The organism is Tateyamaria sp. LSS28, from assembly GCF_059611725.1.
The window spans coordinates 269,564-294,561 of sequence record NZ_JCAPFI010000002.1; the positions used below are offsets into that span (position 1 = coordinate 269,564).

Below are 24,998 nucleotides of genomic sequence, written 5' to 3' on the forward strand. Positions count from 1 at the left end.
GTCTATCCGCCGTTTATTGCATTTCAGAATTGTCTTCTGGATGCATGAAATGGGCTTGAGTTTCAACCATGGCGCGCATCGTATGTCATCTGGCGGCTACGCCAGTCTGACACAGAGCAGGCGTTGGCGCCTAAGCATCAGCAGCGATGTCCGGTAAGGTGCTGATCCGTTCCTGTCTGCTTTGGCGCAATGTCGTGAAAATGGTGCGCCCCAGTTCAGACAGGCCCTTGTTGTTGTCGAGATAGCTTTCGAGGACAGCCACCTCTTGGCTGAAGCTCTTGTAGCGATTGTGAGAAAGCTGATCGCCCAGCGACATGTCGAACGCGCATTCGTAATATGTGAGGACATTGGCGAATGCGTGATAGGCTATCAGTATCATATCCAGCGGACGGTCGCGGCCAACCGGGGGCGAGAAGTACCGACCATTCTCGGTATCGGTTTTCATGGGGAACACCCGGCAGGCCAGGTGAAAATGCTGATGGGCACATTCGTGTATCAGGACCTCTCCGACCTCGAGCAGGGAATTGGGTTGGGAGATGTAGACTGTCCCTGATGTGTCGGACCAGCTGCCTGAACACGTGCGGTTTTCAAGCCGCTCGGTCAGGATCAAGGTATTGAGAAGGCGCCGTACCCAGATTTCGTAGTTTGGGTTAACGGTGGCCATCAGGTTGATGCCTTCGGACACTTCGGCTGCCCAACCAAAGTTGTCGACCTTCGACATGTCCAGAGGCACCGCTGGCTCACCATCATTACACAGCGAATCCACCGATTGTTTCGTTTCGACCATTGCAATCGCGCCATCGATGGACAGTGCCAGGCCATCATCCAGGCCATGAACGGTGAACCGATCGTTCTCTTTCATCAAATGCACCGGCTCCGTCGCCGTGTGTATGCGACCGTCATAAACGACCGGTAGCCCGCTGCTTAGCTCAAAAACATAATCCGCACTGTCCAAGCTGCTGCTTAGATCCAGCAGCAACCTGCCCGCACGCTCGGGATCGGGCCTTTGACCTTCGTCAAAGATACGCCGGCCAAGCTTTGACACGCTTGCCTGCCACGTCGTGGTCAAAGGCTGCAATTGGCCCATCCAGCACTGAAGCGCTGCGGTCAGACCATTGCGCCCTGTCTCTTCGATTACCTTGGAGATCACAGAATTTGCGTAACCTTGGGCAACCAGCCCGAATAGGGGGTTGGGGCCGGCGCTGTCCGCACGGGCAAAGCAATCGAACGCAGAGAAGTCAGGGGATCTCATGCGGCAACCTCCTTGGTTTTGATCATGCTGGCGGGCAGGGAAGAGGCAATTGCCTCCCTGATGCGTGCTGACAGGGCAAACAGTGTTTCGCAGTAAAGCGATGTGTTGTCGAAACCGGCCCCGTCCCAGCGGTGCGGCAGGTAGCCTCCGTTGCAGGCTGAAAACTCGGGACAAGAGGTGCAGGTGGCGCAGGGTTTCTGAACCAGATCGACGTCCAGTTTTTCGACATGCTCATCCAGGCCGGTGTCCCAGACATTTATCAGATCGGTGCCGCTGTATCCGCCGCACACGCTGATAACGTCCGAGATGCCGATGGCACCGTTGGTTTCCACGACGCACAGCGCGCCAAGATCGCCACCAAGGGCATCCAGTTCGGGTTTGTATCCCAAATGCGCGCGGATCATCATTTCGAAGAAACGAATATGCGGCGCATCGCCGTCCAGCGCCCACCACCGTTCGAATGCGTCGAGCATGTATTTTGTATAGGGCGCGGGGCCGGTCCATCCTTCGGGTGGGTTGGCCCGGTTGCCAAGCGGCAGCAAAAGGTCCGCATACATGATGTCGTTGTCCACAAACCAATCTATCATGTCCGCGCCGGGGATAGATGGGTCGATGACGGCAAGGCAGCCGTGCGTAAATGGCCTGTCGGGATGAGATTTTACCGAAGACAGGCGTCGCAGCACATCGTTGGTCGAACCTTTGCCGTTGTGATAAAACCGTTTCTGATCCGCGAATTCGGCAGGGCCATCAACGCTGATGCCTACGGCAACCGCGTGTTCTGCCAAGATGTCGCTCCACTCCTGATCCAGCAGCGTGCCATTGGTCTGCATCAAGAACTTGATGGGCAACGGCGCGCAGGCGGATCGGATCCGCTCAACAATCTCAACAAACCTTGCCTTCCCGACGAGCATGGGTTCGCCGCCATGGAGTTCGATGACAAATTCGTCAATGCCGTATTGCGCACAGTGTTCAACAATGAGTTTGCAAACGCGATCAATGACATCGTTGCCCATTTGTTTGGGTCGCGATTTCCAGCTGTCATCTCCGCGATTGTAAACGTAGCAATAAGAACAATTGAGATTACAGCGCTGATGAATCTTTAAAATAATCCAACGCAATGGCGCACGATCAGGCATTGCCCGAAAGGACATGCTATTCATATCGACTAACCTTGTAATAATTTATTGGGTCGAACCAAATTGAATATGAGGTTCGACCCGCCCGATTAGCGGTTTCCGGGGTTCACTCTTCCAGCAAGGGCCGCGACTGCATCCGAATGATTTGTGTGATTGGAGCCGTGGCTGTCATACATCGCAGTCGGATCAGCCTTTGCCTGAATGTCCTGTACAATACGGCCCATAATCATGCTTTGGATTTTTTGCAGGTCTGCCAAAGAGGCGGTATCAACGTCAAATTTAAGGTTCTTACGATCAAGCTCAGCCATGTCATCAGTTCCTTTAAAATAGGTATATCAATACCAGTATCCTAACACATTTTTGGCCTTTTTTGTAGGGCCGGGGCGTGATGCCGGATTTGTAAAGCAGCCCAACCGCTTGGGGCCTGCCACGCATCTTTATCCTGTAGTTGTCACACGAAGGCGCTCACCCGACGTTACAAAGGTGATTCTGTGCGCCGATTGCTGCCAGATGATTCGCTTGAAACGCTGCGTTGCTGAGGGGCGGCCAACCGCCCATCACCGATCCACTCTAGCATCATGGACCGGCGCTCAATGGCGATTGCGGGACGCTTTACTCGATCTCGAGAACATCAAACTTGAAGGCTCCGTTTTCATCGCCCTCAAGCCGAATTTCCAACGCGTCGCCGACAGATATCAGACCAGCAAGCTCATCCATGTTCAGTCGGAACACCAACATTGTGCGCTCGCTGGCCGTGGAACCTGATCCACGGCCATAGAGGGTCGCAGACGCCACGGGTGTTGAGATGTTTGGGTTGTTGACCGCATAGGCGTGCACGATCCCGCCTTCGTCGGGGATCCTGCGGAGCCAAACCCTCAGCACCCCCTCCTTTAACGCGTTTTCTGTCAGTGCAAGTTCCATGATCAGTCCAAACTGAAGTCAATCCTTGGCGAAAGTCCTGAGAGAACATTGATCATAACTGACAGCCTCGGACGAGACGCGTTTGCCAGCATCATCCACAATGACAAGATAGGTTTTCAAGTTCTTCACAGACTTCTTCCGACCAATGAAGCGGCGCAATCCGCGGGTTATATCCACACGATAGCGGGTATGTTCATGCCTGAGGGGATGTTTGGCGCGCAAGTCATACTCATCCCGTATCGCAAGGTCCGGATTGCAATGTCCGGGCGCCCCATGACATGGGCCGTGCCCGAAAAAGACGATGCGCCCGCCATATGAATCGTCCTTGTAGCCGGTCGAGGCGTCGCAAGATGGGTTGTCGATGTAGACCCGAAGCTCGAAGCTGTCGCGTGGTGGGCGGAGTTTGTGGAACTCCATCTCGGCGCGGACAAACCCTGCCTCGACAGTGCCAAGTTGAACCTCTTTTACTTGGCTGGCCGCTGCTGACAGTGCGGCGGCAGGTGCTGTGTCGGACGTGCCCAAAGCGCCGATGGCCGCTTCCACGGAATCCTCAGAGTAGATGTAACGAAGCGAATTTTCGTTATCGATCAGGTCAGCGCCAAGCCTGCCGTCGTAGACCACCGTGTCGAGCACGTGCTGGGGGATGTTGGCGTTGGGCCAAATTTGCTGCCAGTCAGCCCAAACCTTGTCACACATGGCGTGGTGCAGCCAGAAAACCGGATCATACGCCGCAGACACCGTGCGCCCCATATCGCGTGCCGGGAAGGGCAGAGGTGACGCCGGATCGCTGCCACCGACCACCACGTGAACATGCCCGTGAGCGGCAAAATTGAAGTCGTCCTGAAAGGCGCTAAAGCTGGGGTTGGTCAGGTATCGGGCAACCTCGTTTCTCAGCAAGGGTATGTCGTTTCGCAGTCTTGTGGGCAGACGGCTTGTGTACTGGTCGTCGCCGGTCAGACCCAGGCCGACGATGCGGAACAGGCTTTTGGCACGGGCCAACGGGTTGGGCACCTCGTCGCCTTCGGCATTCATATAGGTTTCGTCATCGACAACCTTGGGCAAGCCATTCGGTGCATGGGTCGCTGTCAAAAACTGGGTCCAATCCCAATACGGCAGCGTCAGTTCAAGCTCGTTGTCCTGCCGTTTCCATTGAAGGGCACTGTTCAGCGCCTTCTCGAATGAATAGACGTAAGATCTGTGCCAAGTGAGAAAGATACGGTTGTCATTGTGACATAGGTCGAGATCATACCCATGTCCGCGCGCATATATATAATACCCACGATTATCCCCTTGCGCGATATCGGAAATTTCGTACATCGCCGCATACGCATCACGCAAATCTTGAATGTCTTCGCCCCTCAGACGCGTCAGGTCAAACCGTATCAGGGGAAGTCCGGATTGCTTTCTAAGGTAATTTAATTTCGCGATTGTTGTCATAATGAAACTCCAAAGTCTTAAATCAACTGTGGAATAGCGTACCATAAAAAGGAGCTTGGGCCAAAAGTGCTATTGATCGCAGCCGTGATTCACTGTGCTGCGAACGTCTAAGTTTCTCCAATCGACCTTGGTCGCCTCAAATGTATTTTGGCTTTGATCGTCCCGTTCGGGTGATGATGTGTTGGGAATATCCGTTGCTCACACCAGAGCGCAAAGATAGCTTTGCCACATGCACTATACACTCGAGCGACCGACAGAAGGCCATGCAGAGCAGATTTGCGCAGTTTGGACGTCTGGTTGGCACGAGGCACATGCTGATATTGTTCCGCGCAGGCTGTGTGAGTTACGCACCGAGAACAGCTTTCGGGAACGTGCTTTGGAAAACCTTGCCTGCACTCGGATCGCTGTTGATGGTTCGAACGTGCTTGGATTTTGCATGGTCAAGGATGACGAGCTTTATCAGATGTATGTCTCGCAAGTCGCGCGTGGGTCCGGTGTCGCCCAGGCGCTGATAGGTGACGCAGAGGTTCGCGTAGCGGCGAATGGGTACGACCTGGCATGGCTCGCCTGTGCTGTCGGCAATCATCGGGCCGGTCGCTTTTACGAGAAATCCGGTTGGATCAACGCGGGTCAGCGGAGGGTCGACCTTGATACATCTGAAGGGGCTTTCCCATTGGATGTGTGGCGATTTGAGAAACATGTTGGCGCGGGTGGCGTCAGCTAGGGCCGCAAAACCACCGGTCGCCGATAGGGTCAAACGTCACACGTCTTGCCAAAGAAAAAGGCCGCTCCAAAACGGAACGGCCTTCTGACATTCTGTCGCTTGGGTCTTAGCCCTGGCGTGCTTTGAACCGGCGTTGCGTCTTGTTGATGACGTATACGCGGCCCTTGCGACGCACAACGCGGCAATCACGGTGCCGGTTTTTCAGCGAACGGAGCGAGTTGCGAACCTTCATGGCGCTTCTTCCTCATGTTTCATGGCGCGAAGCAGCGCCGGGTTGCGTTCTGGCACATGCGTGCCGGTGTTTTGGTGCCGTGCGGGTTGCCCCGGTTGGCGGAATAGGTGGTGGGCGATACAAGGATCGAACTTGTGACCCCTTCGATGTCAACGAAGTGCTCTACCGCTGAGCTAATCGCCCACTGTGACCGTCCCGAATTGCCTGCCCACAAAGAAAGCGGGCGCGGAAATCCGCGCCGGGTGAGGGGCGTATAAAAGGAGTCGAAGAGAGGATCAAGGGCTTTTGGCTTTCCCAATTCTCAGGCTATGTTGGAAACCAGAGGAGGGTCCATGCCAAAGGTTGCGTACGAAGTCCTGCACCCGGAGCGCCGCACGTCATGCGCGGTGTTCGCGTCGCCCCATTCCGGGCGCGACTACCCGTGGAGTTTCCTGCGCCGGACAGTGCTGGACGAACGCATCATACGGTCATCCGAAGATGCCTTTGTAGACAAGCTGTTCGACATGGCGCCGCAGCACGGTGCGCCCTTGCTCAAGGCAGGTGCGCCGCGTGCCTTTGTGGATTTGAACCGCAGTGCGGATGAATTGGACCCGGCCCTGATCGAAGGGGTCCGTCGCCAGGGGCACAACCCACGTATCGCCAGCGGTTTGGGTGTTATCCCCCGCGTGGTGGCCAATGGCCGTGTGATCTATCGTGGCAAGTTGCCCATGCGCGAGGCCGAGCGGCGGATTGATCTCTATTGGCGCCCCTATCATCAGATGCTTCAAAAGCTGCTGGACAGTGCCCACCAGCATCACGGTTTGGCCGTCTTGATTGATTGCCATTCGATGCCGCACGAGGCGATGGACGGCATTGCCCAAGGCGCGCGGAAGCGTCCCGACGTGGTGTTGGGGGATCGTTTTGGCGCAGCGGCTGGTGGCGACATCATGGATGTTGTCGAAGCTGCCTTTGCCTCTGCCGGGTTTACCGTGGCCCGCAATGCGCCCTTTGCAGGGGCCTATGTGACGCAAGCCTATGGCCGTCCGTCCCGCAATCAGCATGCCATTCAGGTCGAGATTGATCGATCCCTCTATATGAACGAGCGTTTGATCGAGCCCAACGCTGACTTTGATGCGGTTCGAGATCAGTTGCGTGCGGTGGTGGCCGAGGTGTCACGCGTCGGCCAAAGCCGTTTGCCGCTCGCCGCGGAATAGCGTTCAGCGCAGCGCGCGCCCTTTGACGATGGCATCAGGTCCAAAGCGATCCCGAATCGCGTCGGTTGCTCGTTCTGCCTGTCCGCGTTTGCGCGCGTCTGGGTCCAGCAGGTCGCCAGATGCCTGTACGCTGTCTGCATCCACGAGGTCAGAGATACCGCAACCCAAGAGCCGGTAAGGCCCCTCGTCCCCCACTTGGTCGAACAACCCACGCGCTGTGCGGTAGATCGTGTCGGCCAGTTGCGCCGGGTCGCGCAGGGACACCCGCCGCGTCAGCGATGAATGGTCGTGCCGCTTGAGTTTGAGTGTTACCACCCGGCCTGCAAGCCCGCGTGCCTTGGCACGCCCCGACACTTTCTCGGCCATGCGCCAAAGGTGCCCGTCCAGAATGTCAGGGTTGCTGGTGTCTTCGCCGAAGGTTGTTTCGTTGCTGATGGATTTCATCGGCGCATTGCGTGTGACCCGGCGGGCGTCCCGTCCGCGCGCAAGGTTCCAGAGACGGTCGCCCATGGATCCAAACCGCGCCACCAGATCTGTCTGTTCCCAGCGAAGGAGGTCGGCGAACGTACGTATGCCCGCCTTGTCGAGCGAGGCCTGTGCTGCCGGACCAATGCCCCAGATCAACCGCACAGGCTTGTCCCGCAGAAAGTCGGCGGTTTCAGCGGCTCCGATGATCGAGAAACCGTGCGGTTTTTCAAGGTCTGAGGCGACCTTGGCAAGGAACTTGTTGTGGGACAGGCCAATGGAGCCCGTGAGACCCAGCTCATCCCGCATACGTTTGATGAGCCGTGCCAGTATCACCGCTGGCGGTGCTCCGTGCAGGCGGGCTGTGCCGGTGAGGTCAAGGAACGCTTCGTCCAAGGACAAGGGTTCGATGGCCGGTGTCATCTCTTCCATCATGTTGCGGATGGCGCGCGAGGCTTCGGCATAAGCCTCCATCCGCGGCTTGATCACGATGGCCTCGGGGCACAGCTTGAGTGCCTGGAACATTGGCATGGCGGATCGGACGCCACGAATGCGGGCCACGTAACAGGCGGTCGAGACAACGCCGCGCCGCCCGCCGCCGATGATCACCGGCTTGCCTTCGAGGCTGGGATCGTCCCGCTTTTCAACCGAGGCGTAGAACGCGTCGCAATCCATATGCGCAATGGAGAGATCAAAGAGTTCCGGATGGCTGACCACGCGCGGCGCACCACAGGACGGGCAGCGGGAACCCGCTTCAAAGGTCGTCAGGCAATCTCGGCATAGGCTGGGCATGGGGCGGCTTTGTGGCTAGTCCTTTTCCTGTAGCAAACTGGTGAGGGGTTGAACATGGCTGGACGGTTGATCGGGGCGAAACTCGCCCTGTTTGTGGGCGATCGCCTGGCGACACTCTTGCGCGATGACAAGCCCGGACTGCTGTGGCCCAGTCACTGGGATTTGCCGGGCGGTGGCTGGGAAGCGGGTGAGACGCCCTTGCAATGTGCCTTGCGGGAAACCCAGGAGGAGTTGAACCTGAGGATCAATCCTGACCTGGTACGCTGGGGCCGCGATTATGGGTCCAGCAGTGGAGAGATTTCATGGTTTTTCGCGGCGCATGTGCCTGCGGACATGGCCAGCCAGATCTCTCTTGGGGATGAAGGACAGGCGTGGGATCTGATGGATGTACAGACGTTCCTGGACCACGAATGGGTCGTGCCGCAATTCAAGCCGCGCCTGCGCGACTACTTGGCCGGTGTCATGTCTGCGACGATCGAAAGACCCTGACATAAAGCCCCCCGCGCGGAGCGGGGGGAGGTGACGAACCTCAGGAAGAGCCGGTTCGTCGGGGAGTATCACCTAAAGTCAAGTTACCACCTTTACGGGAGTTTTCCGAGTCCGGATTTCCTGACCTTTCCAATATCCTGTGGTGCGTTGCCTAAAAGGCACAAACTGTTGATGCAGCCACCGCATGGCGACTGCCAAAGGTTAAGAAAAGCTGCGTGAACTCAGTGGTTTGGCGCAGATGCCTGCGGACTAAGCATTTCTGACAAAATCGCCTCGGCTGCGGCCTTTGGGCTGGGTGCTTTCCAGATCGGGCGACCTACCACGATATGATCGACGCCGTCGGCAATGGCGTTTGCGGGCGTTGCGACTCGCTTTTGATCGCCCACATCTGCGCCTGCTGGACGGACTCCGGGCGTAACGATCAGCCGGTTGTCCGCCTCGGGCAAGGCGCGGATTGCCCGTGCCTCTTGGGGCGAGGCGATAACACCGTCCGCACCGGCACCAAAGGCGCGCCCGGCCCGTTCCGTCACCAGATCAGAGATGTCGCCCGCCTGGATCAGGCAATCGTCCAGGTCCGTCCGGTCGAGGGATGTGAGAATGGTCACGGCAAGGATCTTGAGGTTGCTGCCCGCGGCCCCTTCCTTGGCGGCGCGTATCACGTGAGGGTCACCGTGCACGGTCAGGAAGTCCAGGTCGAACTGTGCCAGTCCCCGGACCGCAGCCTCGACCGTGGCGCCAATGTCGAACAGCTTCATGTCCAGAAAGATGCGCTTGCCCCGTTCCTGTTTCAGTTCATTCGCGAGGGCAAGGCCGCCACCTGTCAGCATGCCTAGCCCGATCTTGTAGAAACTTACGCTGTCCCCCAGTTGGTCAGCCAGTTCTAACCCGGCCACAGCGTTTGGCACGTCCATTGCCACGATCAACCTGTCGTCTGCCATGTCTGGTCCCCCGCATCTGGCGTTTGGATGGTCTTAGGGCAGGTTGAAGACGAAAAAAAGCCCGGATGCAGGACGCACCCGGGCCAGTTTCAGAGACTTAGCAGGCAGGCACCTGTCTCTGTTTGGTTCCGTTGCGATGGGGTTTGCGCGGGGACAGAAGCTGCGCAAAGCCCGTGGGGCAACGGAACGAGGGAAATCAGGCTGCGCGTGGACGCAGCGCGGCAAACGTGTCGATCGTCATGCGGCGCAACCCGGCAAGCCGATTGGGACGGCGCGGTGCCATGGCGGCGGGCATGTGTATCAGATCGGACCGGCCCCGTGTGTGACGGCGCATCGCCTGGGTTGCGAGGCCATCTGCGGCATCCGCGAACTCCATCGTGATGGGCGCATTGATGGCGCAGGCATAGCTGCGCGCGCCCGTTGCGTCATGCACGGTTACGAGGGCTTCGAAAGACTGCGTGGCGGCGTTGTAGATCACATCGCTCAGTTGCAACGGAACAGTCTGCATTTGGGTCACCTACATGTTGTGGTTCTGCTCGTGTGCCATTCAAAATGGGTGAGAGATTTCAGGATTTAAGGGGGAATTCCCGTCACGTTGATTCACAGACCTGTGCCCAAAGTTTCAGATTAAGCAGCTGATTTTAAGCAAGATTCTGAAATTGCTAACTTTTTCGCAACGGATGCGTATGGAAAATGGCCCTTTGGCTAACTCATTGAATCGGCGGGGTTTTGCCAAAAGTTGTGAATGTGCCGTACGAATGTGAAGGATTGACGTGATGCTGACGCGTAGAAGCGCGACCGATAGCGGCCCTGAAAAACGCGTAGGAATTCCACCTGTGGCACTTGTGCAACGTTTGGCGGTTCCCCATCTTGTTTTCGTAGGCCCGCTGGGCCGCGTGCCTCCGGGAGGGCGCGGCTTGAAAAGGGCGCTGACAAAGGAGAAATAACCCATGGACTTGTCGAAGTTCACGGAGCGGTCGCGCGGCTTTGTACAGGCAGCTCAGACGATCGCTGCACGAGACAGCCACCAACGACTGTCCCCCGAACATATCTTGAAAGCATTGATGGATGACGAGCAGGGCCTTGCATCCAACCTGATCACGCGTGCCGGTGGCGATCCTGCCCGCGTCCTGACGCATGTGGATCAGACGCTGGCGAAGATGCCCAAGGTGACGGGCGATGCCGCACAGGTCTATCTGGACAACGCAACGGCCAAGGTATTGGCCGAAGCCGAGGCGCTGGCCAAGAAGGCAGGTGATAGCTTTGTGCCCGTCGAGCGCATCTTGATGGCGCTTGGCATGGTCAAATCCGGTGCGAAGGATGCGCTTGCGGCGGGCAAGGTGAACCCGCAGGCTTTGAATTCCGCCATCAACGACATTCGCAAGGGACGGACCGCTGACAGCGCAAGCGCCGAAGAAGGGTATGACGCGTTGAAGAAATACGCGATGGACCTGACCGAACGTGCCGAGGCGGGCAAGATTGACCCGATCATTGGCCGGGACGAGGAAATTCGGCGTGCGATGCAAGTGTTGAGTCGCCGCACCAAAAATAACCCGGTTCTGATTGGTGAACCCGGTGTCGGTAAGACGGCCATTGCCGAAGGGCTTGCCTTGCGCATCGTGAATGGTGACGTGCCCGAAAGTTTGAGCAACAAGCGGCTGCTGGCCTTGGACATGGGCGCCCTGATTGCTGGTGCGAAGTATCGCGGAGAGTTCGAGGAGCGGCTGAAGGCGGTTCTGACCGAAGTGACCGAAGCCGCGGGCGAGATCATCCTGTTCATCGACGAGATGCATACGCTGGTGGGCGCGGGCAAAACGGATGGCGCGATGGACGCGGCGAACCTGATCAAGCCGGCCTTGGCGCGGGGTGAGTTGCATTGCGTGGGCGCCACAACACTCGATGAGTATCGCAAGTATGTCGAGAAAGACGCGGCACTGGCCCGCCGGTTCCAGCCGGTCATGATTGCCGAACCAACGGTCGAGGATACGATTAGCATTCTGCGCGGGATCAAAGAGAAGTATGAACTCCACCACGGTGTTCGCGTGTCTGACAGTGCGCTGGTGACCGCCGCGACTCTGAGCCATCGCTACATCACGGACCGGTTCCTGCCGGACAAGGCCATCGACCTGGTGGATGAGGCTGCGTCGCGCTTGCGGATGGAAGTCGACTCCAAGCCCGAGGAATTGGACGCACTTGACCGTCAGATCCTGCAAATGCAGATCGAGGTTGAGGCGCTGCGCCTTGAGGATGATCAAGCCTCGAAAGATCGGCTTGAGACGCTTGAAAAGGACTTGGCCGATCTGCAGGAACGCAGCGCCGAGATGACGGCGCAGTGGCAGGGCGAGCGTGACAAGCTGGCCTCGGCCCGGGACATCAAAGAGCAGTTGGATCATGCGCGGGCGGCTTTGGATATCGCCAAGCGTGAAGGCAATCTGGCGAAAGCGGGTGAGCTGTCCTACGGCGTGATCCCTGATCTTGAGCGCAAGCTGGGCGAGGCCGAAGGGGCCGAGACCGATGCCATGGTGGCGGAGGCTGTACGGCCCGAGCAGATCGCGAGTGTTGTTGAACGTTGGACCGGTATTCCAACCTCCAAGATGCTCGAAGGCGAGCGCGAGAAGCTGTTGCGCATGGAAGAGCAGCTGCACAACCGTGTGATTGGTCAGGACAGTGCTGTGCGGGCGGTGGCCAATGCGGTGCGTCGGGCGCGGGCGGGTCTGAACGATGAGAACCGGCCGCTGGGCTCGTTCCTGTTCCTCGGGCCGACCGGTGTGGGTAAGACCGAGCTGACCAAAGCGGTGGCCGAGTTCCTGTTTGATGACGAGCACGCGATGGTTCGGATCGACATGTCGGAGTACATGGAGAAGCATTCGGTCGCGCGGCTGATCGGGGCTCCTCCGGGGTATGTCGGGTATGATGAAGGTGGCGCGCTGACTGAAAGTGTCCGGCGCCGACCGTACCAGGTGGTGCTGTTCGATGAGGTCGAAAAAGCGCACCCGGATGTGTTCAACGTTCTGTTGCAGGTTCTGGATGATGGGGTGCTGACCGATGGTCAGGGCCGGACGGTCGACTTCAAGCAAACGCTGATCATCCTGACCTCGAACCTGGGGGCGCAGGCGCTGAGCCAGCTGCCGGATGGGGCGGATGCGAGCGATGCGCGGCGGGATGTGATGGATGCGGTGCGGGCGCATTTCCGGCCCGAGTTCCTGAACCGCCTGGACGAGACGATCATCTTTGATCGGCTGGGGCGGGACGATATGGACGGGATCGTGGACATCCAGATGGCCCGGCTTCTCAAACGGCTGGCGGCCCGGAAAATCGAGCTGTTGCTGGATGAGGGGGCCCGGACGTGGCTGGCCGATGAGGGGTATGACCCTGTCTTCGGCGCGCGACCCTTGAAACGGGTCATCCAATCGGCGCTCCAGAACCCGCTGGCAGAGATGCTGCTGGCCGGTGATATCAAGGATGGAGACACGGTCGAAGTGACCGCTGGATCCGATGGATTGATCATCGGGGACCGGGTTTCGGGGACCAATCGACCCCGTCCCGAGGATGCGGTGATCCACTGATCTTGATGGGCCCCGGATGGGGCCTTTTGGGGGGGTGTCCCACGCTGGGACATCCCCCGCCCCCATAGACTTCAATGGGTTACAGGGGTGGGTTTAGGATTTGTTAGGTTTTGGAGCGTCACACCAGCGTGACTTGCCTGACTTGTGGTGGCCTTTCGTGCGGGACATTTTAGTGGCAGTTGCCAGTCCAAAGCCGACGCTGCTGGATCGACCCATGCGTTAGATCGGCAGGACGAAACCGCATTCATTCAAATCACTGCCCAGACCGGATTCAAGCCGAAGGCGCCGGCCCAACACAAGCCCGTCCCGGCGGGCTGGTGTTTTGGGTGCTGCCTCGAACAGAACTTCTGTGGAATGTGCTTGGCGACCATAAAGCGCTACCAAATGTACGGTGCGACACCACCCCACGGGCTTGTATTGGGCCGGCTCAAGGGACGGAGTTGCGTTTCCCCTGTGCTGTGAAATGACTGCTCCCAGCCCAAAGCGGACACATTAAAATTGCTCCGGCTTGAACTGGCCATCAGCAGGCGGGGCGGGAAGCGGTCCTTCGCTGCATGTGCGAAACGGAATACTGCTCACGCAAACCGGACTTTGGAACAGCACCCGTTATAACCCCCCAAAAAACGACACTTGAACGCTTAAGTTTGTAGGCGCTCTCAGGTGAAGGTTGTTTCATTTCGAGAATAAGGGGCATACTTTCAATCGATGGGTGCAATTCACCGAGGAACAATTGTGAAGATCAAGAAAGTTCACGTCCAAAATTATCGGTCGGTTATAGACAGCGAAGAATTTGAGGTTGATGGCGACAAGACTATTTTGGTCGGTCCAAATGAGGCGGGAAAAACAGCGCTGCTTCAAGCGATCCAGCATCTCAATCCCCCGGAAGGCATCAAGCCTCTCAGTGCACTAAGGGACTATCCGCGAGCGCACTACAACAAGATCACTTTGGGCGAGGTCGATCCTCCGAATGTTCGGGTGGTCGAGGCAGAGTTTGAGCTGGACGATGATGATCGTATGTATCTCCCGGAAGGCATGAAGGACGCGAACTATGCTCTTTGGCGCAATTTAGACAACACGACCGGCCATAGGCTAATCGGCGCGCCTGCCAAGAAGGCCTATAAGGACCTAGAAAAGGATTTGCTCCGCCTCGCCGCCCACGCAGACAAGCAGTTCACTCCTTCGGAAGATAGCTCGGAGCAATCTCCGACAGAGACACTTAAGGCGGCGACGGCGGCATGGTATGGCTTCCAAACGATTGAAGGGGAAAAGGCCCAGGCATTACGAAGTTGGTTGGAGTCTGTTGTCCCGCTCATTGATGAAGACAATGAGAAAGAGGAGGCGCGTTTCGATAGCCTCAAGGATGAAATCGAGATTGGTGATGCGCGCAACGCGGCGGTTCAGGCCCTTCGGAAGCGCGTTCCTGTATTCGTCCTGTTCAGCAACTATTTCCGGGTCCGCCCGCTCATTCACTTGAAGCAACTTGCTACTAGGATCACCAACGGCACACTCGATGATGAGCGTTACGACTATGGCAATGTTTGCCTTCTGAAGCTATTGGGCTTCGACGCATCGGAGCTCTCTGAAATGGGTGCTTCGGTTGACCCAGATGCGAACGATCCGGAGGCCTTGGAGGCATTCCGAGAGAAGCTAGATGAGAGGCAGTATCAGTTGAATGCTGCCGAGGTCAGTCTAACTCGAGAAATTCGATCTGTTTGGAAACCGGATGAAAGCAAGGGCGAGGCGGCAAAACTTCGGCTCCGCGCCGATGGGCAGTATCTCAAGGTTACAGTTGAAGACGACCTTGGTGTCGAAGTTGAGCTCGATCAGCGTTCCGAAGGGTTTCAGTGGCTCGTTTCGTTCTTCGTTGTGTTCTTTGCTGAAGCCCAAGGCGAACATAAGAATGCTGTCTTGCTGCTAGATGAGCCAGGCATGAGCTTGCATGCGCTCAAGCAGAGAGAGTTTCGCAAGACAATTACGCGCTTGGCAGAAGGAAATCAGACACTTTACACGACACATTCGCCATTCCTTGTCGGTCCGGACGAGCTCGATTTGGTTCGCGTGGTTGAAATGAGTAGCCGTAAGGAGGGCACGAAGGTTCATACCTCGATCACGGCAAATGATCCGGCAGCGTTGCTTCCGTTGCAAGAAGCGCTTGGATACGATCTCGCGCAGAGCCTTTTCACACAGAAGCAAAACCTCGTTTTGGAGGGTCTGACAGACTACTGGTATCTCGAAGCGGTCTCGCAGCTTTTACGCGCCTCGAAGGACGCAAACCTTAACGAGAAGATTGCCTTAGTTCCTGCAAACACAGCGGGAAAGGTCGTCTATTTCGCAACGATCCTTCACGCGCAAGGCTTCAAAGTGGCAGCTCTTCTCGATTCTGACAGCGCCGGAGATCAGGCCGCGAAACAAGATACTCTTGTTCATACGCTTGGAAACAAGGGCATTCTTAGAACGAAAGACTACTTGCCGGACGAGATCAAAGCCGCCGAAGTAGAAGACCTTCTGCGAGATACCTTGATGAGTATCGCAAAATCGGAACTCGGTTGGGATGTTTCCGATACAGCGGGTAAGCAGCCACAGAGGCCACTTGTCAGTATCTTAGAGAGCGAAATCAAAGATTTCTCCAAGTATCGACTCGCGAAGGTATTTGTTCGGTGGTCTCGCGATCATGAGGCTTCGGACTTGAGTGAACGCGAGCGGGAACAGTGGACGAAGCTCATAGGTGCTGTAAATGCAGCCCTAAAGTGAGTACGGCGGGATTAGAGTTTTCGACGAGGTGAAGCGATTTACCAAGGATATGTTGATAGATGTATTTGATTGAAACACAGCAACAGATCGAAAAATTCGAGCGCCAAAGGGCATTGGTCGGAACCTATATAGATCATAGCTATAGTCGAGAAAAACTTGATTGGGTCCTCGCGGCCCGACGAGGGTTTGACGCGCACGTTGGGAGCTCATTCCATCTACTAATACCTCACGAGGGCAACGGATACACAGTCAACCACACCAACGAGTATGTGTATGGAATTCAGCTTGCAAGGGCAGTCATAAATCACCTTGAAATCAAGCATTCTGAACTGCCTTGCATCGTGTTTCGAGCATTAGGCGAAGACTACTACTTTCTGAAGCTTGGGCACCGAACGAAGGCAGAGTTTCTCGACGTAATTGGGCGCATCGGTGATCTGGCCCTGGAATGCGCTCAGACTGGTCCCGAAGAACCGGGTGAGTTTCGAAATTGGGTGAATATGCAAACCGCAAACTTTCTCCGCCGAGAAAAGATGCTCAGTGCTGTGAAGCGTTCATTGCCAGCGCTGAATGGCCTGCTAGGCGGTGTCGTCGACGCTAAGGAGTTGGTTTAGTGTCATCTCTCTTCGTGAAAGCCATCTTTTGCATACAGAGCCAACTTCCGTTTTGAGGAAGCGGCGCTGCCTGATGCGCTAAGGGCAGCTCTGGGCCGCGGCGATACGAAGCCTCCCTGAAGGAGTTCTTGCGGACGAGCCGTCTTTGCCACCCGCCTGAAAGTGACCCTTATACAAACATGGTAAACATCCCCAATGGCTGAGCCTTGGTCGCGGACTAGCTAAAATTGAAAGTTCAAGAATTCGATCTCGCGGATGTCTCCGACCGCGACGCAGACAACCATCTGCCCCATGCCATCGCGTGCCCTGACATGGATGGCGCCCAATCCAAATGCGGTTACCTCAGATTTGCCCGTAGCATCATAGGTTCCGCCGCGCGGTTTTCCAAACATGGAAACGCCAGTGCCAACCTCGTAGTTTCGCCCTGGTTCACCTTCGACAACGTAGCTGACCGTTGCGCTTAAGTGGTCTGAGAACCATGTCCAGTCATTACGAACAGACTTGCATCTTGGGTCGCTGACACGCGGGTCACCGGGCGCTCCACGCAATTCGGCGTCTGGCAAGGTCAGGTGGGCACGGTTGACCGGCGTTTCAACGGGTGCCGGAAACATCCAATCAAGAACACCGCTTGCGGTTCCGTGGGATGCCGCAAAAGACAAAAGGACTGCAACAAGGATGCCTTTCATATCATCTACCTTCGATTTGGAGATTTTACTGAAAGAGCGCCCCCGATCATCGGGAGCGCCCAAGTGCACGCGGCCTTAGTTCGACAGTTCTTCGACCTGGACCGACACGCGGCCTGTCGCGTTCGCGATAACCAACAACGCGCCTTCCGACACCACCAGGTTTTCGACACCCGCGGCTTCAATCGCGCCGTCGATTACGACACCTGGCACGAGCTCCTCCGCGATCGCAGCGTTCGCAGCGACAAGTGCCGCGTCCAATTCGGATGAGTAGTCATAAGCGATCAGCTTTGCGAGCTCATCGCGGACGATTGGCATGTCGAGCACTTCGATCAAGGCATCCGCCAAACCGCTAGTCGTTTCGGACGAAACGCGGACCGACTTTGCGAAGATGCGGTTTGTCTCCAGATCGATTTCCGGCACAACTTCGAAGGAAACCGAGCCGCTGAAGTCAAACCAGTCGAACACATCGATCGTTTTGAGCCAGCCCGAGCGATTGTCGAACGCCACATCCGCCGACACGCGCAGACCTTTCTCTTTGTCCACTTCGACAGTGACATTCGAGGCGGAGAACTGCCCGCCGAGGGCCTCTTCCTCAATGTCGATCGTGATGCCGTCGCCGACGTGAGTATCGACAATCGACTGAAGCTCAGCCTCTTCGACAACCGCAGGCACTGCGAAGGCAAAGTGACCGTCCGATGGCTCGATGCTCTCCAAGGGAAGCAGCGGCACCGTTTCGACCACAGGCATGGGACCCACGACCACAGACGTCTCGCCCTTGATCGCCACTTGCGCCTTCAGTTCATCGCCCACCACGTTCAGGCCGGAGAAGCCCACACCGGTTGGTTTGAAGACGGCATAGACAGAAGGGTCCTCCGCGATCTGAACCGGCTCCTGAACCTGCATCCAAAGCGTTTCGACTTCACCGCGCACGTCAAGCGTCGCCATGATGTCTGGGATTTGAGCTTCCAGTTTAGCGATCTCTTCTTTCAGCTTTGGTTCGACCTTGCTGCCAAAAGTGATCTTAATCAGATCGAGCAGCTTGATTGTCGGACGCTTATCCCAACGAAAGTTGGTTTTGACATCCAAAGTGGGCGTCCAGTCGGACGAAATGCCGGGTGTCGCGTCAACAAAGACCATTGCGTCGGCTTTCGCCGTTTCCTGAACGACGTCGGCATCGGCAGTCACGCTTGCATGCACCGGAAGAGAAAAGCGGATCGTGTTTCCATCGCCAGTCAAAGAAATGTCGCCACGGCGATCCACATGACCGCGAAGATCGCAGTAAATGTCGGGCGTGATCTTCGTTTTGAGCGTGCGCGAGTAGATCTTCAACCCACGAAACTCAGGAACTTTTGTTTTGAGCCAAGTCGCTTCCACGCATTTCACATTGTTCTGGTTGATTGTTTCCAGACGCTTTGGCACCTGCGCATTTAGCGCCGCCTGAACTGCGGCAAGGTCAATGCTGAGCGGGACCGAGATTTCCGACACCGACGCATGGTTAGACAAAAGTGCACCCGTGGCCTCACCCGAAAGGGCAACGCTTGGGGACATTGCAAGAACACCAATTACAGCTACAGAGCTAAGAAACTTCCGCATGGGATTACTCCAGTTTGAGGTGGCTTTTGTTTGTCGTTCCATCGCCACCTGTTGTTGATGACGGCCTTGTGCATCAGGCATTCTCAAAAGGGCTAATTTTGATATGGAGCGTGCCTGATCGCTCAAAACGCTTGTTCGAATCGAACGTTGTTTTTAGGCTTTCAAAGTACTTTCAAGAATTGAGAATGGCGCGTTGTGTCGTTAACACTGGGAGAAATTTTCGAGTTCGTGGCATCCGCAGGGGCAGCGCGAGGCGACTTTTATAGTAGCGTCATTGAAGAGGCGTGCCGATATGTCTCCGAACAAGAAGGCTTGGAAGAGTTCGATCAAAACACGGTCATGGACAAAATTGGTCCAGCAAAGGTCAAGCAGCTGAACCACAGCAATGTCGAAACACTGGCGCAGTTTCTTTTCTTGATGAAGCTATTTCGGCTTAACAGTGATGCGGACCGTTTGCGCAGTTACCTGGAGGGTCACAATAGCAAACTGAAAACCCGGATTGATGGCATGCGCAATGGAAACCGTCGCTACACGGCCTCGGGCAAGCCGCTAAGCAGCCTGCAAAAAGGTTTGCTTGAAGACTACCAAATTGATCTGATGGTCAACGAAGCCGATGATCTCGGTCTGCGATATGATCAGACGTCGTTAGGATGCCTCTTGATTGAAGTCATGTCACCCGCAACAACGCGGAATCTTGTCATTCTTCTGAGTGAGTATGGTTTTCTGCGCCGCTTCGGAAACAACACAAAGGTTATTCGCTCGCTTGGAATTCTTGAGCGGCTTTATGGTGAACGTGTGGCGAAGCTGCTTGGCGAAAACGTTATTGATTTAATGGAAGGGAATAACTCGTGAGACGGGTAGTTTTTATCTTGGCCTTGTTTTTTGGCGGCCCAGCGGTGGCCGAGAGCGCATCTGATGCCGCCGTTGCGCAGCAGGAACGCATTCTGGAAATTGCAGAGAGTTTTGCTGAGCGTTTCAGACAGGAAAACCGATTTGACGACGAGAACGCTTGTCGCAGCCGACTTGCCGAACGGCAAGCCACTTTTTCTCAAGTCGGGGCAGCTGACATCAAGCCGATGGAACTGATCCTGGAGGCCCATCGTATCATATGCGAACAATATCGCGTTTTGGAAGAGATCGAAGACAGGCAAGCGGAAAGGGGACGCCTGCTTTCAGAAGCGGCTAGGCTGGATGCAACTTGGCAACGCGACAAGGCGGCTGATCCCGATGGTGTCGTAGACTTTCCCGGTCGCGATGCCAGCCAAAGGGTCATGCGCGCCGATGCCCGCGCTTTAGGCAGGGTGGCCCGATCGCTCAACATAGTCGCCGAAGACCTTGAGAGTGAATCGAGCCGACTACTGAGCCTTGCGATCAGAGATATGGACCGATTTATTCCATCCGAGATCGAGGTTATGCGGCTTGCCGCCGATGCTGATGGAGAGAAATCGCTGCAAGAAGGATTCCGTGATCTGTTGCCCAAGGTGACATAGTGAGGGCGTGAAAAAACTTTAGCGGCTGGGGAGCCGACGGCATAAAGAGGCGGTATGATTTTCGGCGAACATTAGGAGACGATTAAACTTTCCAAATGTCCGCTTCTGAGAAGCTGCGGTGCAGCAACTGTCTTGCCAGGCAAGGTCCGATTTGGGCCGATTGTATTCATTTTGATCCGACCGCACCAGAAAGTGTTGAGCAGGAAAATCCCCATTCAACTGGAACTTCAGTCAGAACCCCGCTCTCTAGACCGCGTACAGTCCGGCCGTCGACACCGGCAGCGTCCGAATGCGGTTTCTTGTGATCTGGTACAGCGCGTTGGTCAAGGCCGGTGTAATCGGCGGCACTGCCGGCTCGCCGAGCCCACCCGGTGGCGCGTCGCTCTCGATGAAATGGACGTCTTGCTCGGGCGCGTTTGACAAGCGCAGCATGTCGTAGTCGGGGAAGTTCTTTTGCTGAACCTCGCCGCCCTCCAGCGTGATCTCGCCGTAAAGAGCAGATGTTAAACCGTAGATCACCGAACCGGTCACCTGTGCCTCTGCGGCACTCGGGTTGATCACGCGACCGCAGTCAACGATTGAGACCACACGGTGGACGCGTACGCCGCCGTCAGGAGAGACGCTGGCGTGGACTGCCTGGCCGACGATGGACTCGAAGCTTTCGACCATTGCGACACCCATCCCGTGGGTTTCGGGCAGGTCACTGCCCCACTTGCTTTCCGTACGCAGGCGCTCGAGCACGGCACGGATGCGCGGGTTGCTGGTATGATCGAGACGAAACTGCAAGGGATCGGCCCCTGCGGCTTCGGCCAATTCATCCATGAAGCTTTCGTGGAAGAAGCCCATTTGCGTGAAATCGACGGAACGCCAGGTGCCGACCGGGATCGGGCTGGGGCAGATGACCCGAGCGATGTCCCGGTTCGGGACATCGTACTGAAACGCAAAAGGGCGTTCGCTATCCGGCATGCCTGAGAGGGCGTCGATATACCGGTTGCGAAAGGCGGATATACGACCGTTGTCTACAGCGGCCGCCATCCTGCTTAGGATGGCCGGGCGGTAGGTGTCATTCGCCATGTCAGTCTCGCGCGACCAGATCACCTTGACGGGCGCATCAGTGTTTTGTGCAATCCGAACGCCAAGGGTGACGAAATCCATTTCGCCGCGGCGTCCAAAGCCGCCGCCAAGATAGACTGGATGCATCGTCACCTTGTCAGGGTCCATATCCAAGGTTTCCGCCGCCGCATTGCGAGCAAAAAGTTGGTTTTGGTGACCGACCCAGATGTCGGCACTGTCCGCCGCCAGAGAAACCGTACAATTCATCGGTTCCATCGTGGCATGGGCAAGGTAGGGCACCTCGTACTCTGTCTTCACCGTTTTGCCCGCTGCCAGCACGTCACCGACTGCCCCTTCCGCGTCCATTTCTTCGTGGTCACCATTTTCCAGATCATTGATCTGTTGGGCCCGCACGGAAGCAGAGGACAGTTCGGTTTGACCGCCGGACCACGTGATGTCGAGGTCTTCAAGAATGCGGCTCGCGGTCCAGTAGCTGGCTGCGGTGACAGCGACCGCGTCACCAAGGTTGATGATCTGTTCAAATCCGGGGCGGGTTTGAACGGCACTGTCATCGATGGATGCGGCGCGGGCATTGCGAACCGGCGGCAGGGCAACTGCGGCGTAGACCATGCCCGGCAATGTGACATCTATACCGAATTCTGCTGTTCCGTTGACTTTCTCGGGCAAGTCCAGCCGAGGCTTCGCCGTGCCCACGATCCGGTACTCAGAACTGTTTTTCAGCGCAGGTTTCAGGTTGGGTGTGAACTCTGCCGCAGGGGCAGCAAGTGCGCCGAACGTCGCTGTGCGCCCCGACGCCTTGTGCGTGATGACACTGTCCCGCGCTGTCAAGGAGGTGAGCGGCACATCCCATTCGGCCGCGGCAGCTTGGAGTAGCATCTCCTTGGCCGCAGCACCCGCGCGCCGCATCCCATGATGCCCGGTTAGGCGGATGGCCGTGCTTCCGCCCGTCATCTGACCTACGAGGCCGCCTGCAATCTGCAAGAAGGCAAAGTCGAGCATCGGATACATGAAGGCCGGAATGTTAGCACCTTCCCCAACGATGTAGCCGCGCCCCAGATCGCTGTTGACATAGTCGTTCGTCACAGGCGCCTGTACGATTGAGACGGTCTCCCAATCGGCCTCCATCTCCTCGGCCAGCATCTGCGCCAGACCGGTCCCTGCACCCTGTCCCATCTCGGAATGCGGGAAAAAAATGGTGATCTGATTGTCCGGTGTGACCTTCACCCAGGTGTTGAGAAGAACCTCGTCGCCCGTTGTCGCACTTTCGGCAGCCATTTTGAGTCGGTTGGGCGACAGGGTGAAGCCCAGTGCCAGACCCCCACCAACAACGCCGGCGGTGGCGAGGAAAGAGCGGCGGGTCCACTTGCGAAGGGTCGACGGCTTTTTGATGTGCGTCTCTTCAGTCATGCTCAACCCTCCCTGCGCAGGTCTGCCGCCGTGTGGACGGCGGTGCGGACGCGGTCATAGGTCCCACAGCGGCAAATGTTGGTGATGGCGTTATCGATGTCCGCATCGGTAGGGGAGGGGTTTTCATCCAGCAGCGCCTCAACCGCCATGATCATCCCGGACTGGCAATAGCCGCATTGCGGTACTTGATGCTCCAGCCATGCGGTCTGCACAGCACTTGGTGCAGCATCGCCGATGTCCTCGATCGTGCGAATTTCCGTTCCTTCTACAGCTTCGATCGGCAGGATACAGGTGCGCGTCGCAACGCCATCGACGTGCATTGTACAGGCGCCGCAGGCGGCAATCCCACACCCGAACTTCGTTCCGGTCAGGCCTTGGGTCTCGCGGACCACCCACAGCAGCGGCATCTCTGGATCGACGTCCACCGACACTTGTTTTCCGTTCAGACTGAATGAAATGGCCATGAAACCTCCTCGGTATCGGATAACATGCCTCATCAAATAGGTACGATGATCGTAATTTCCAGTATGCGGAATAATTATTAGCTACAGTCGTGTGGGTCTTTCAGAAAGGGTGATGAAAAACTAAGGTCACGAAATGGATCAAGACATTCAAAATCTGCACGCCGCAGTAACCACTATTCTTCGTGCGCTCAAGATCGCGGAGACAAATGTGCAGATCGCCCATCGCGAATTGGCATTTGTGCCTGCCGATATTCAGACATTGCGCTTTGTCTCTTCCCATGCAGGCTGCAAGCTGTCCGATCTGGCGCTACATCTCAGCGTTGTTCCGACAACGGCCAGCAGCATCGTGGATCGTTTGGTCGAGCGTGGGTTTGTCCAACGAGAGCGGCCTGAAACGGACCGCCGTGCTATCGCACTGGCCCTTTCTGATGAGGGGCACACTGCATTCGCCAGGCTGGAGAGCGAAGAGCTTGCGACGATGAAGACTATGCTTGAAGCCTTACCAGATGGAGATCGGCCTCAGTTTGTGGAATCGATGATGAAAATCGCTAAGACTGTCGGTGGTGAATAGGTTGGGCTGACCTGTGATCTTTTACATTCGCAGAGAATGTCTCCTCCGAGCGTTCCGCAACTCAGCATGCATAGAGCTGATGGATGCCCACCATGGACCATGAACCTCTGTGCTCCGTGATCCACTTACGACGAATGCTGCGCGGCCTCCTAGGCTTGCAACGAACCCGTTACCTAGTGCTGCATTCTCGCCTAGGATTTGCTTGTGGCAGGAGAAAGACCATTGGCGAAATTGGATCTTTGCACACTACGCATGCATCTTCCGTCGACGCTATGTGACTTCAGTCAAAAACGAGATGAGCGCCCTGACTCGATGCGGGAGGCGATCTCGGGACGGGTAGGCCAAAACCGTTTCTTGCGGCTTTACTTCGAACGTTTCAAGCAGTGTGACCAGCCGTTCATCGGCCATACCCTCACTAAGGTAGTTTTCGGCGAGCCGCACAATTCCAAGGCCCGCTGCACAAGCGGTCGCCAGAGCAACCCCATTGTTGCTGGACCATCTTGTCTGCACCTTGACTTCAAATGCATCTGCACCCTCACAGAACATCCACCGTTGGCCTGGCGCTGTGAGGCAAGCATGCTCGGACAACCCGTTTGGATGTTCAGGCGCTCCATGATCCGCCAGATAGCCGGGCGATGCACATACCATCATGCGGCGCGTTCCGATTTTGCGGACAACCAGATCGGGGTCACTCGGCATCCCATGCCGTATCGCAAGGTCGAACCCTTCGCGGACCAGATCAACCCGCCGATCGGTGATATCCAGCTCAATCTCGACATGCGGATGTAGTGCCGCGAAGTTTGCCAGCTGAGCACTGGCCCAGGTTTCCCCGAACAATCCCCCCGCCGCGATACGAATCCGGCCTTTGACAAGGTTTTGTTGCTCGGCCAGATCAGCCTCCAACGTCTCGATATCATCGAGGATGGCTGTGGCCCGCTCATAATACCGCGCACCGATGTCCGTCAGGTTCACGCTGCGGGTGGTCCGGTGCAGCAGGCGTACGCTAAGGCGGGCCTCAAGATCGGCAACCCGTCTGCTGATGAAGGAGGCCGACACTCCAAGCGTCTCGCTGGCGCGGGTAAAGCCCCCTTCAGTCACAACAGCGCAAAACTCCGCAAGCCCATCCAGGTGGCGCATTATTTCTCCTGAGCAATAATCCCTGAACCAGATACCATCTTAATCCCTCGTCCGACGATAGATAGCTTC

General features: G+C 56.6%; 23 protein-coding genes and 1 tRNA gene. 9 read left to right on the forward strand and 15 right to left on the reverse strand.

The annotated features are described in order from the left end of the window. Window positions 1-130: 130 nt before the first annotated feature. The 5 genes from AC53L6_RS05975 to AC53L6_RS05995 all read right to left on the reverse strand — a co-directional run bounded on the left by AC53L6_RS05975 (window position 131) and on the right by AC53L6_RS05995 (window position 4,647). Window positions 131-1,252, reverse strand: coding sequence for an aKG-HExxH-type peptide beta-hydroxylase (locus tag AC53L6_RS05975; protein WP_496907156.1), 1,122 nt, complete (start codon window positions 1,250-1,252; stop codon window positions 131-133). Continuing rightward, a complete protein-coding gene (locus tag AC53L6_RS05980; protein ID WP_496907157.1) occupies window positions 1,249-2,412 on the reverse strand; it encodes a radical SAM protein in 1,164 nt (387 codons plus the stop codon). The genes AC53L6_RS05975 and AC53L6_RS05980 overlap by 4 nt, the downstream gene beginning before the upstream one ends. A gap of 65 nt (window positions 2,413-2,477) precedes the next feature. Continuing rightward, window positions 2,478-2,696 carry a hypothetical protein gene (locus tag AC53L6_RS05985; protein ID WP_299203745.1) on the reverse strand — a complete coding sequence of 73 codons (219 nt, stop codon included), beginning with the start codon at window positions 2,694-2,696 and terminating at the stop codon, window positions 2,478-2,480. Window positions 2,697-3,000: 304 nt separating this feature from the next. Continuing rightward, window positions 3,001-3,309: a hypothetical protein gene (locus tag AC53L6_RS05990; RefSeq protein WP_299601711.1), complete on the reverse strand. Its 309-nt coding sequence runs from the start codon at window positions 3,307-3,309 to the stop codon at window positions 3,001-3,003. A gap of 18 nt (window positions 3,310-3,327) precedes the next feature. Further along, window positions 3,328-4,647, reverse strand: coding sequence for a tyrosinase family protein (locus tag AC53L6_RS05995; RefSeq protein WP_496907158.1), 1,320 nt, complete (start codon window positions 4,645-4,647; stop codon window positions 3,328-3,330). Between the two features lie 328 nt (window positions 4,648-4,975). On the opposite strand from AC53L6_RS05995, the gene AC53L6_RS06000 reads away from it, so the two are divergent. Continuing rightward, a complete protein-coding gene (locus AC53L6_RS06000) occupies window positions 4,976-5,470 on the forward strand; it encodes a GNAT family N-acetyltransferase (RefSeq protein WP_496907159.1) in 495 nt (164 codons plus the stop codon). Between the two features lie 106 nt (window positions 5,471-5,576). Here AC53L6_RS06000 and ykgO read toward each other — a convergent pair whose 3' ends face one another. Then, complete coding sequence (gene ykgO, locus AC53L6_RS06005) at window positions 5,577-5,702, reverse strand: type B 50S ribosomal protein L36 (RefSeq protein ID WP_005850168.1); 126 nt, start codon at window positions 5,700-5,702, stop codon at window positions 5,577-5,579. A 108-nt stretch (window positions 5,703-5,810) separates the two neighbouring features. Beyond that, window positions 5,811-5,885 (reverse strand) — tRNA-Val (locus AC53L6_RS06010). A 149-nt stretch (window positions 5,886-6,034) separates the two neighbouring features. Here AC53L6_RS06010 and AC53L6_RS06015 point away from each other — a divergent pair. Further along, window positions 6,035-6,895, forward strand: coding sequence for an N-formylglutamate amidohydrolase (locus tag AC53L6_RS06015; protein ID WP_299704611.1), 861 nt, complete (start codon window positions 6,035-6,037; stop codon window positions 6,893-6,895). 3 nt (window positions 6,896-6,898) lie between these two features. Here AC53L6_RS06015 and AC53L6_RS06020 read toward each other — a convergent pair whose 3' ends face one another. After that, window positions 6,899-8,152 carry a DNA polymerase IV gene (locus AC53L6_RS06020; protein ID WP_496907160.1) on the reverse strand — a complete coding sequence of 418 codons (1,254 nt, stop codon included), beginning with the start codon at window positions 8,150-8,152 and terminating at the stop codon, window positions 6,899-6,901. A gap of 54 nt (window positions 8,153-8,206) precedes the next feature. Between AC53L6_RS06020 and AC53L6_RS06025 the strand changes: the two genes are divergently transcribed. Beyond that, window positions 8,207-8,641, forward strand: coding sequence for an NUDIX hydrolase (locus AC53L6_RS06025; protein WP_299203727.1), 435 nt, complete (start codon window positions 8,207-8,209; stop codon window positions 8,639-8,641). A gap of 221 nt (window positions 8,642-8,862) precedes the next feature. Here AC53L6_RS06025 and pyrF read toward each other — a convergent pair whose 3' ends face one another. After that, entirely contained in the window at window positions 8,863-9,579 is a 717-nt protein-coding gene (gene pyrF, locus AC53L6_RS06030; protein WP_496907161.1) for an orotidine-5'-phosphate decarboxylase, read from the reverse strand. Between the two features lie 196 nt (window positions 9,580-9,775). Continuing rightward, window positions 9,776-10,087 (reverse strand): orotidine 5-phosphate decarboxylase, encoded by a 312-nt coding sequence (locus tag AC53L6_RS06035; RefSeq protein WP_496907162.1) that lies wholly within the window; start codon window positions 10,085-10,087, stop codon window positions 9,776-9,778. A gap of 442 nt (window positions 10,088-10,529) precedes the next feature. Between AC53L6_RS06035 and clpB the strand changes: the two genes are divergently transcribed. The 3 genes from clpB to AC53L6_RS06050 all read left to right on the forward strand — a co-directional run bounded on the left by clpB (window position 10,530) and on the right by AC53L6_RS06050 (window position 16,507). Beyond that, a complete protein-coding gene (gene clpB, locus AC53L6_RS06040) occupies window positions 10,530-13,145 on the forward strand; it encodes an ATP-dependent chaperone ClpB (protein ID WP_496907163.1) in 2,616 nt (871 codons plus the stop codon). A 732-nt stretch (window positions 13,146-13,877) separates the two neighbouring features. After that, the gene (locus AC53L6_RS06045; RefSeq protein WP_496907164.1) at window positions 13,878-15,896 is read left to right on the forward strand and encodes an AAA family ATPase; all 2,019 of its coding nucleotides are present in this window, start codon (window positions 13,878-13,880) and stop codon (window positions 15,894-15,896) included. A gap of 59 nt (window positions 15,897-15,955) precedes the next feature. Next, entirely contained in the window at window positions 15,956-16,507 is a 552-nt protein-coding gene (locus AC53L6_RS06050) for a hypothetical protein (protein WP_496907165.1), read from the forward strand. A 221-nt stretch (window positions 16,508-16,728) separates the two neighbouring features. Here AC53L6_RS06050 and AC53L6_RS06055 read toward each other — a convergent pair whose 3' ends face one another. Together AC53L6_RS06055 and AC53L6_RS06060 are read right to left on the reverse strand one after the other, a co-directional pair. After that, window positions 16,729-17,193, reverse strand: coding sequence for a hypothetical protein (locus AC53L6_RS06055; protein ID WP_496907166.1), 465 nt, complete (start codon window positions 17,191-17,193; stop codon window positions 16,729-16,731). A gap of 75 nt (window positions 17,194-17,268) precedes the next feature. Further along, window positions 17,269-18,786 (reverse strand): DUF4403 family protein, encoded by a 1,518-nt coding sequence (locus AC53L6_RS06060; RefSeq protein ID WP_496907167.1) that lies wholly within the window; start codon window positions 18,784-18,786, stop codon window positions 17,269-17,271. Window positions 18,787-18,981: 195 nt separating this feature from the next. Between AC53L6_RS06060 and AC53L6_RS06065 the strand changes: the two genes are divergently transcribed. Together AC53L6_RS06065 and AC53L6_RS06070 are read left to right on the forward strand one after the other, a co-directional pair. Next, window positions 18,982-19,638, forward strand: coding sequence for a hypothetical protein (locus tag AC53L6_RS06065; protein ID WP_496907168.1), 657 nt, complete (start codon window positions 18,982-18,984; stop codon window positions 19,636-19,638). Beyond that, complete coding sequence (locus AC53L6_RS06070) at window positions 19,635-20,276, forward strand: hypothetical protein (RefSeq protein WP_496907169.1); 642 nt, start codon at window positions 19,635-19,637, stop codon at window positions 20,274-20,276. The genes AC53L6_RS06065 and AC53L6_RS06070 overlap by 4 nt, the downstream gene beginning before the upstream one ends. 246 nt (window positions 20,277-20,522) lie before the next feature. Here AC53L6_RS06070 and AC53L6_RS06075 read toward each other — a convergent pair whose 3' ends face one another. Together AC53L6_RS06075 and AC53L6_RS06080 are read right to left on the reverse strand one after the other, a co-directional pair. After that, the gene (locus tag AC53L6_RS06075; RefSeq protein ID WP_496907170.1) at window positions 20,523-22,757 is read right to left on the reverse strand and encodes a xanthine dehydrogenase family protein molybdopterin-binding subunit; all 2,235 of its coding nucleotides are present in this window, start codon (window positions 22,755-22,757) and stop codon (window positions 20,523-20,525) included. Window positions 22,758-22,759: 2 nt separating this feature from the next. Beyond that, window positions 22,760-23,221 carry a (2Fe-2S)-binding protein gene (locus AC53L6_RS06080; protein ID WP_496907171.1) on the reverse strand — a complete coding sequence of 154 codons (462 nt, stop codon included), beginning with the start codon at window positions 23,219-23,221 and terminating at the stop codon, window positions 22,760-22,762. A gap of 133 nt (window positions 23,222-23,354) precedes the next feature. Between AC53L6_RS06080 and AC53L6_RS06085 the strand changes: the two genes are divergently transcribed. Next, window positions 23,355-23,792, forward strand: coding sequence for a MarR family winged helix-turn-helix transcriptional regulator (locus AC53L6_RS06085; RefSeq protein ID WP_496907172.1), 438 nt, complete (start codon window positions 23,355-23,357; stop codon window positions 23,790-23,792). Window positions 23,793-24,062: 270 nt separating this feature from the next. Here AC53L6_RS06085 and AC53L6_RS06090 read toward each other — a convergent pair whose 3' ends face one another. Next, complete coding sequence (locus tag AC53L6_RS06090; protein WP_496907173.1) at window positions 24,063-24,929, reverse strand: LysR family transcriptional regulator; 867 nt, start codon at window positions 24,927-24,929, stop codon at window positions 24,063-24,065. Window positions 24,930-24,998: the final 69 nt, after the last annotated feature.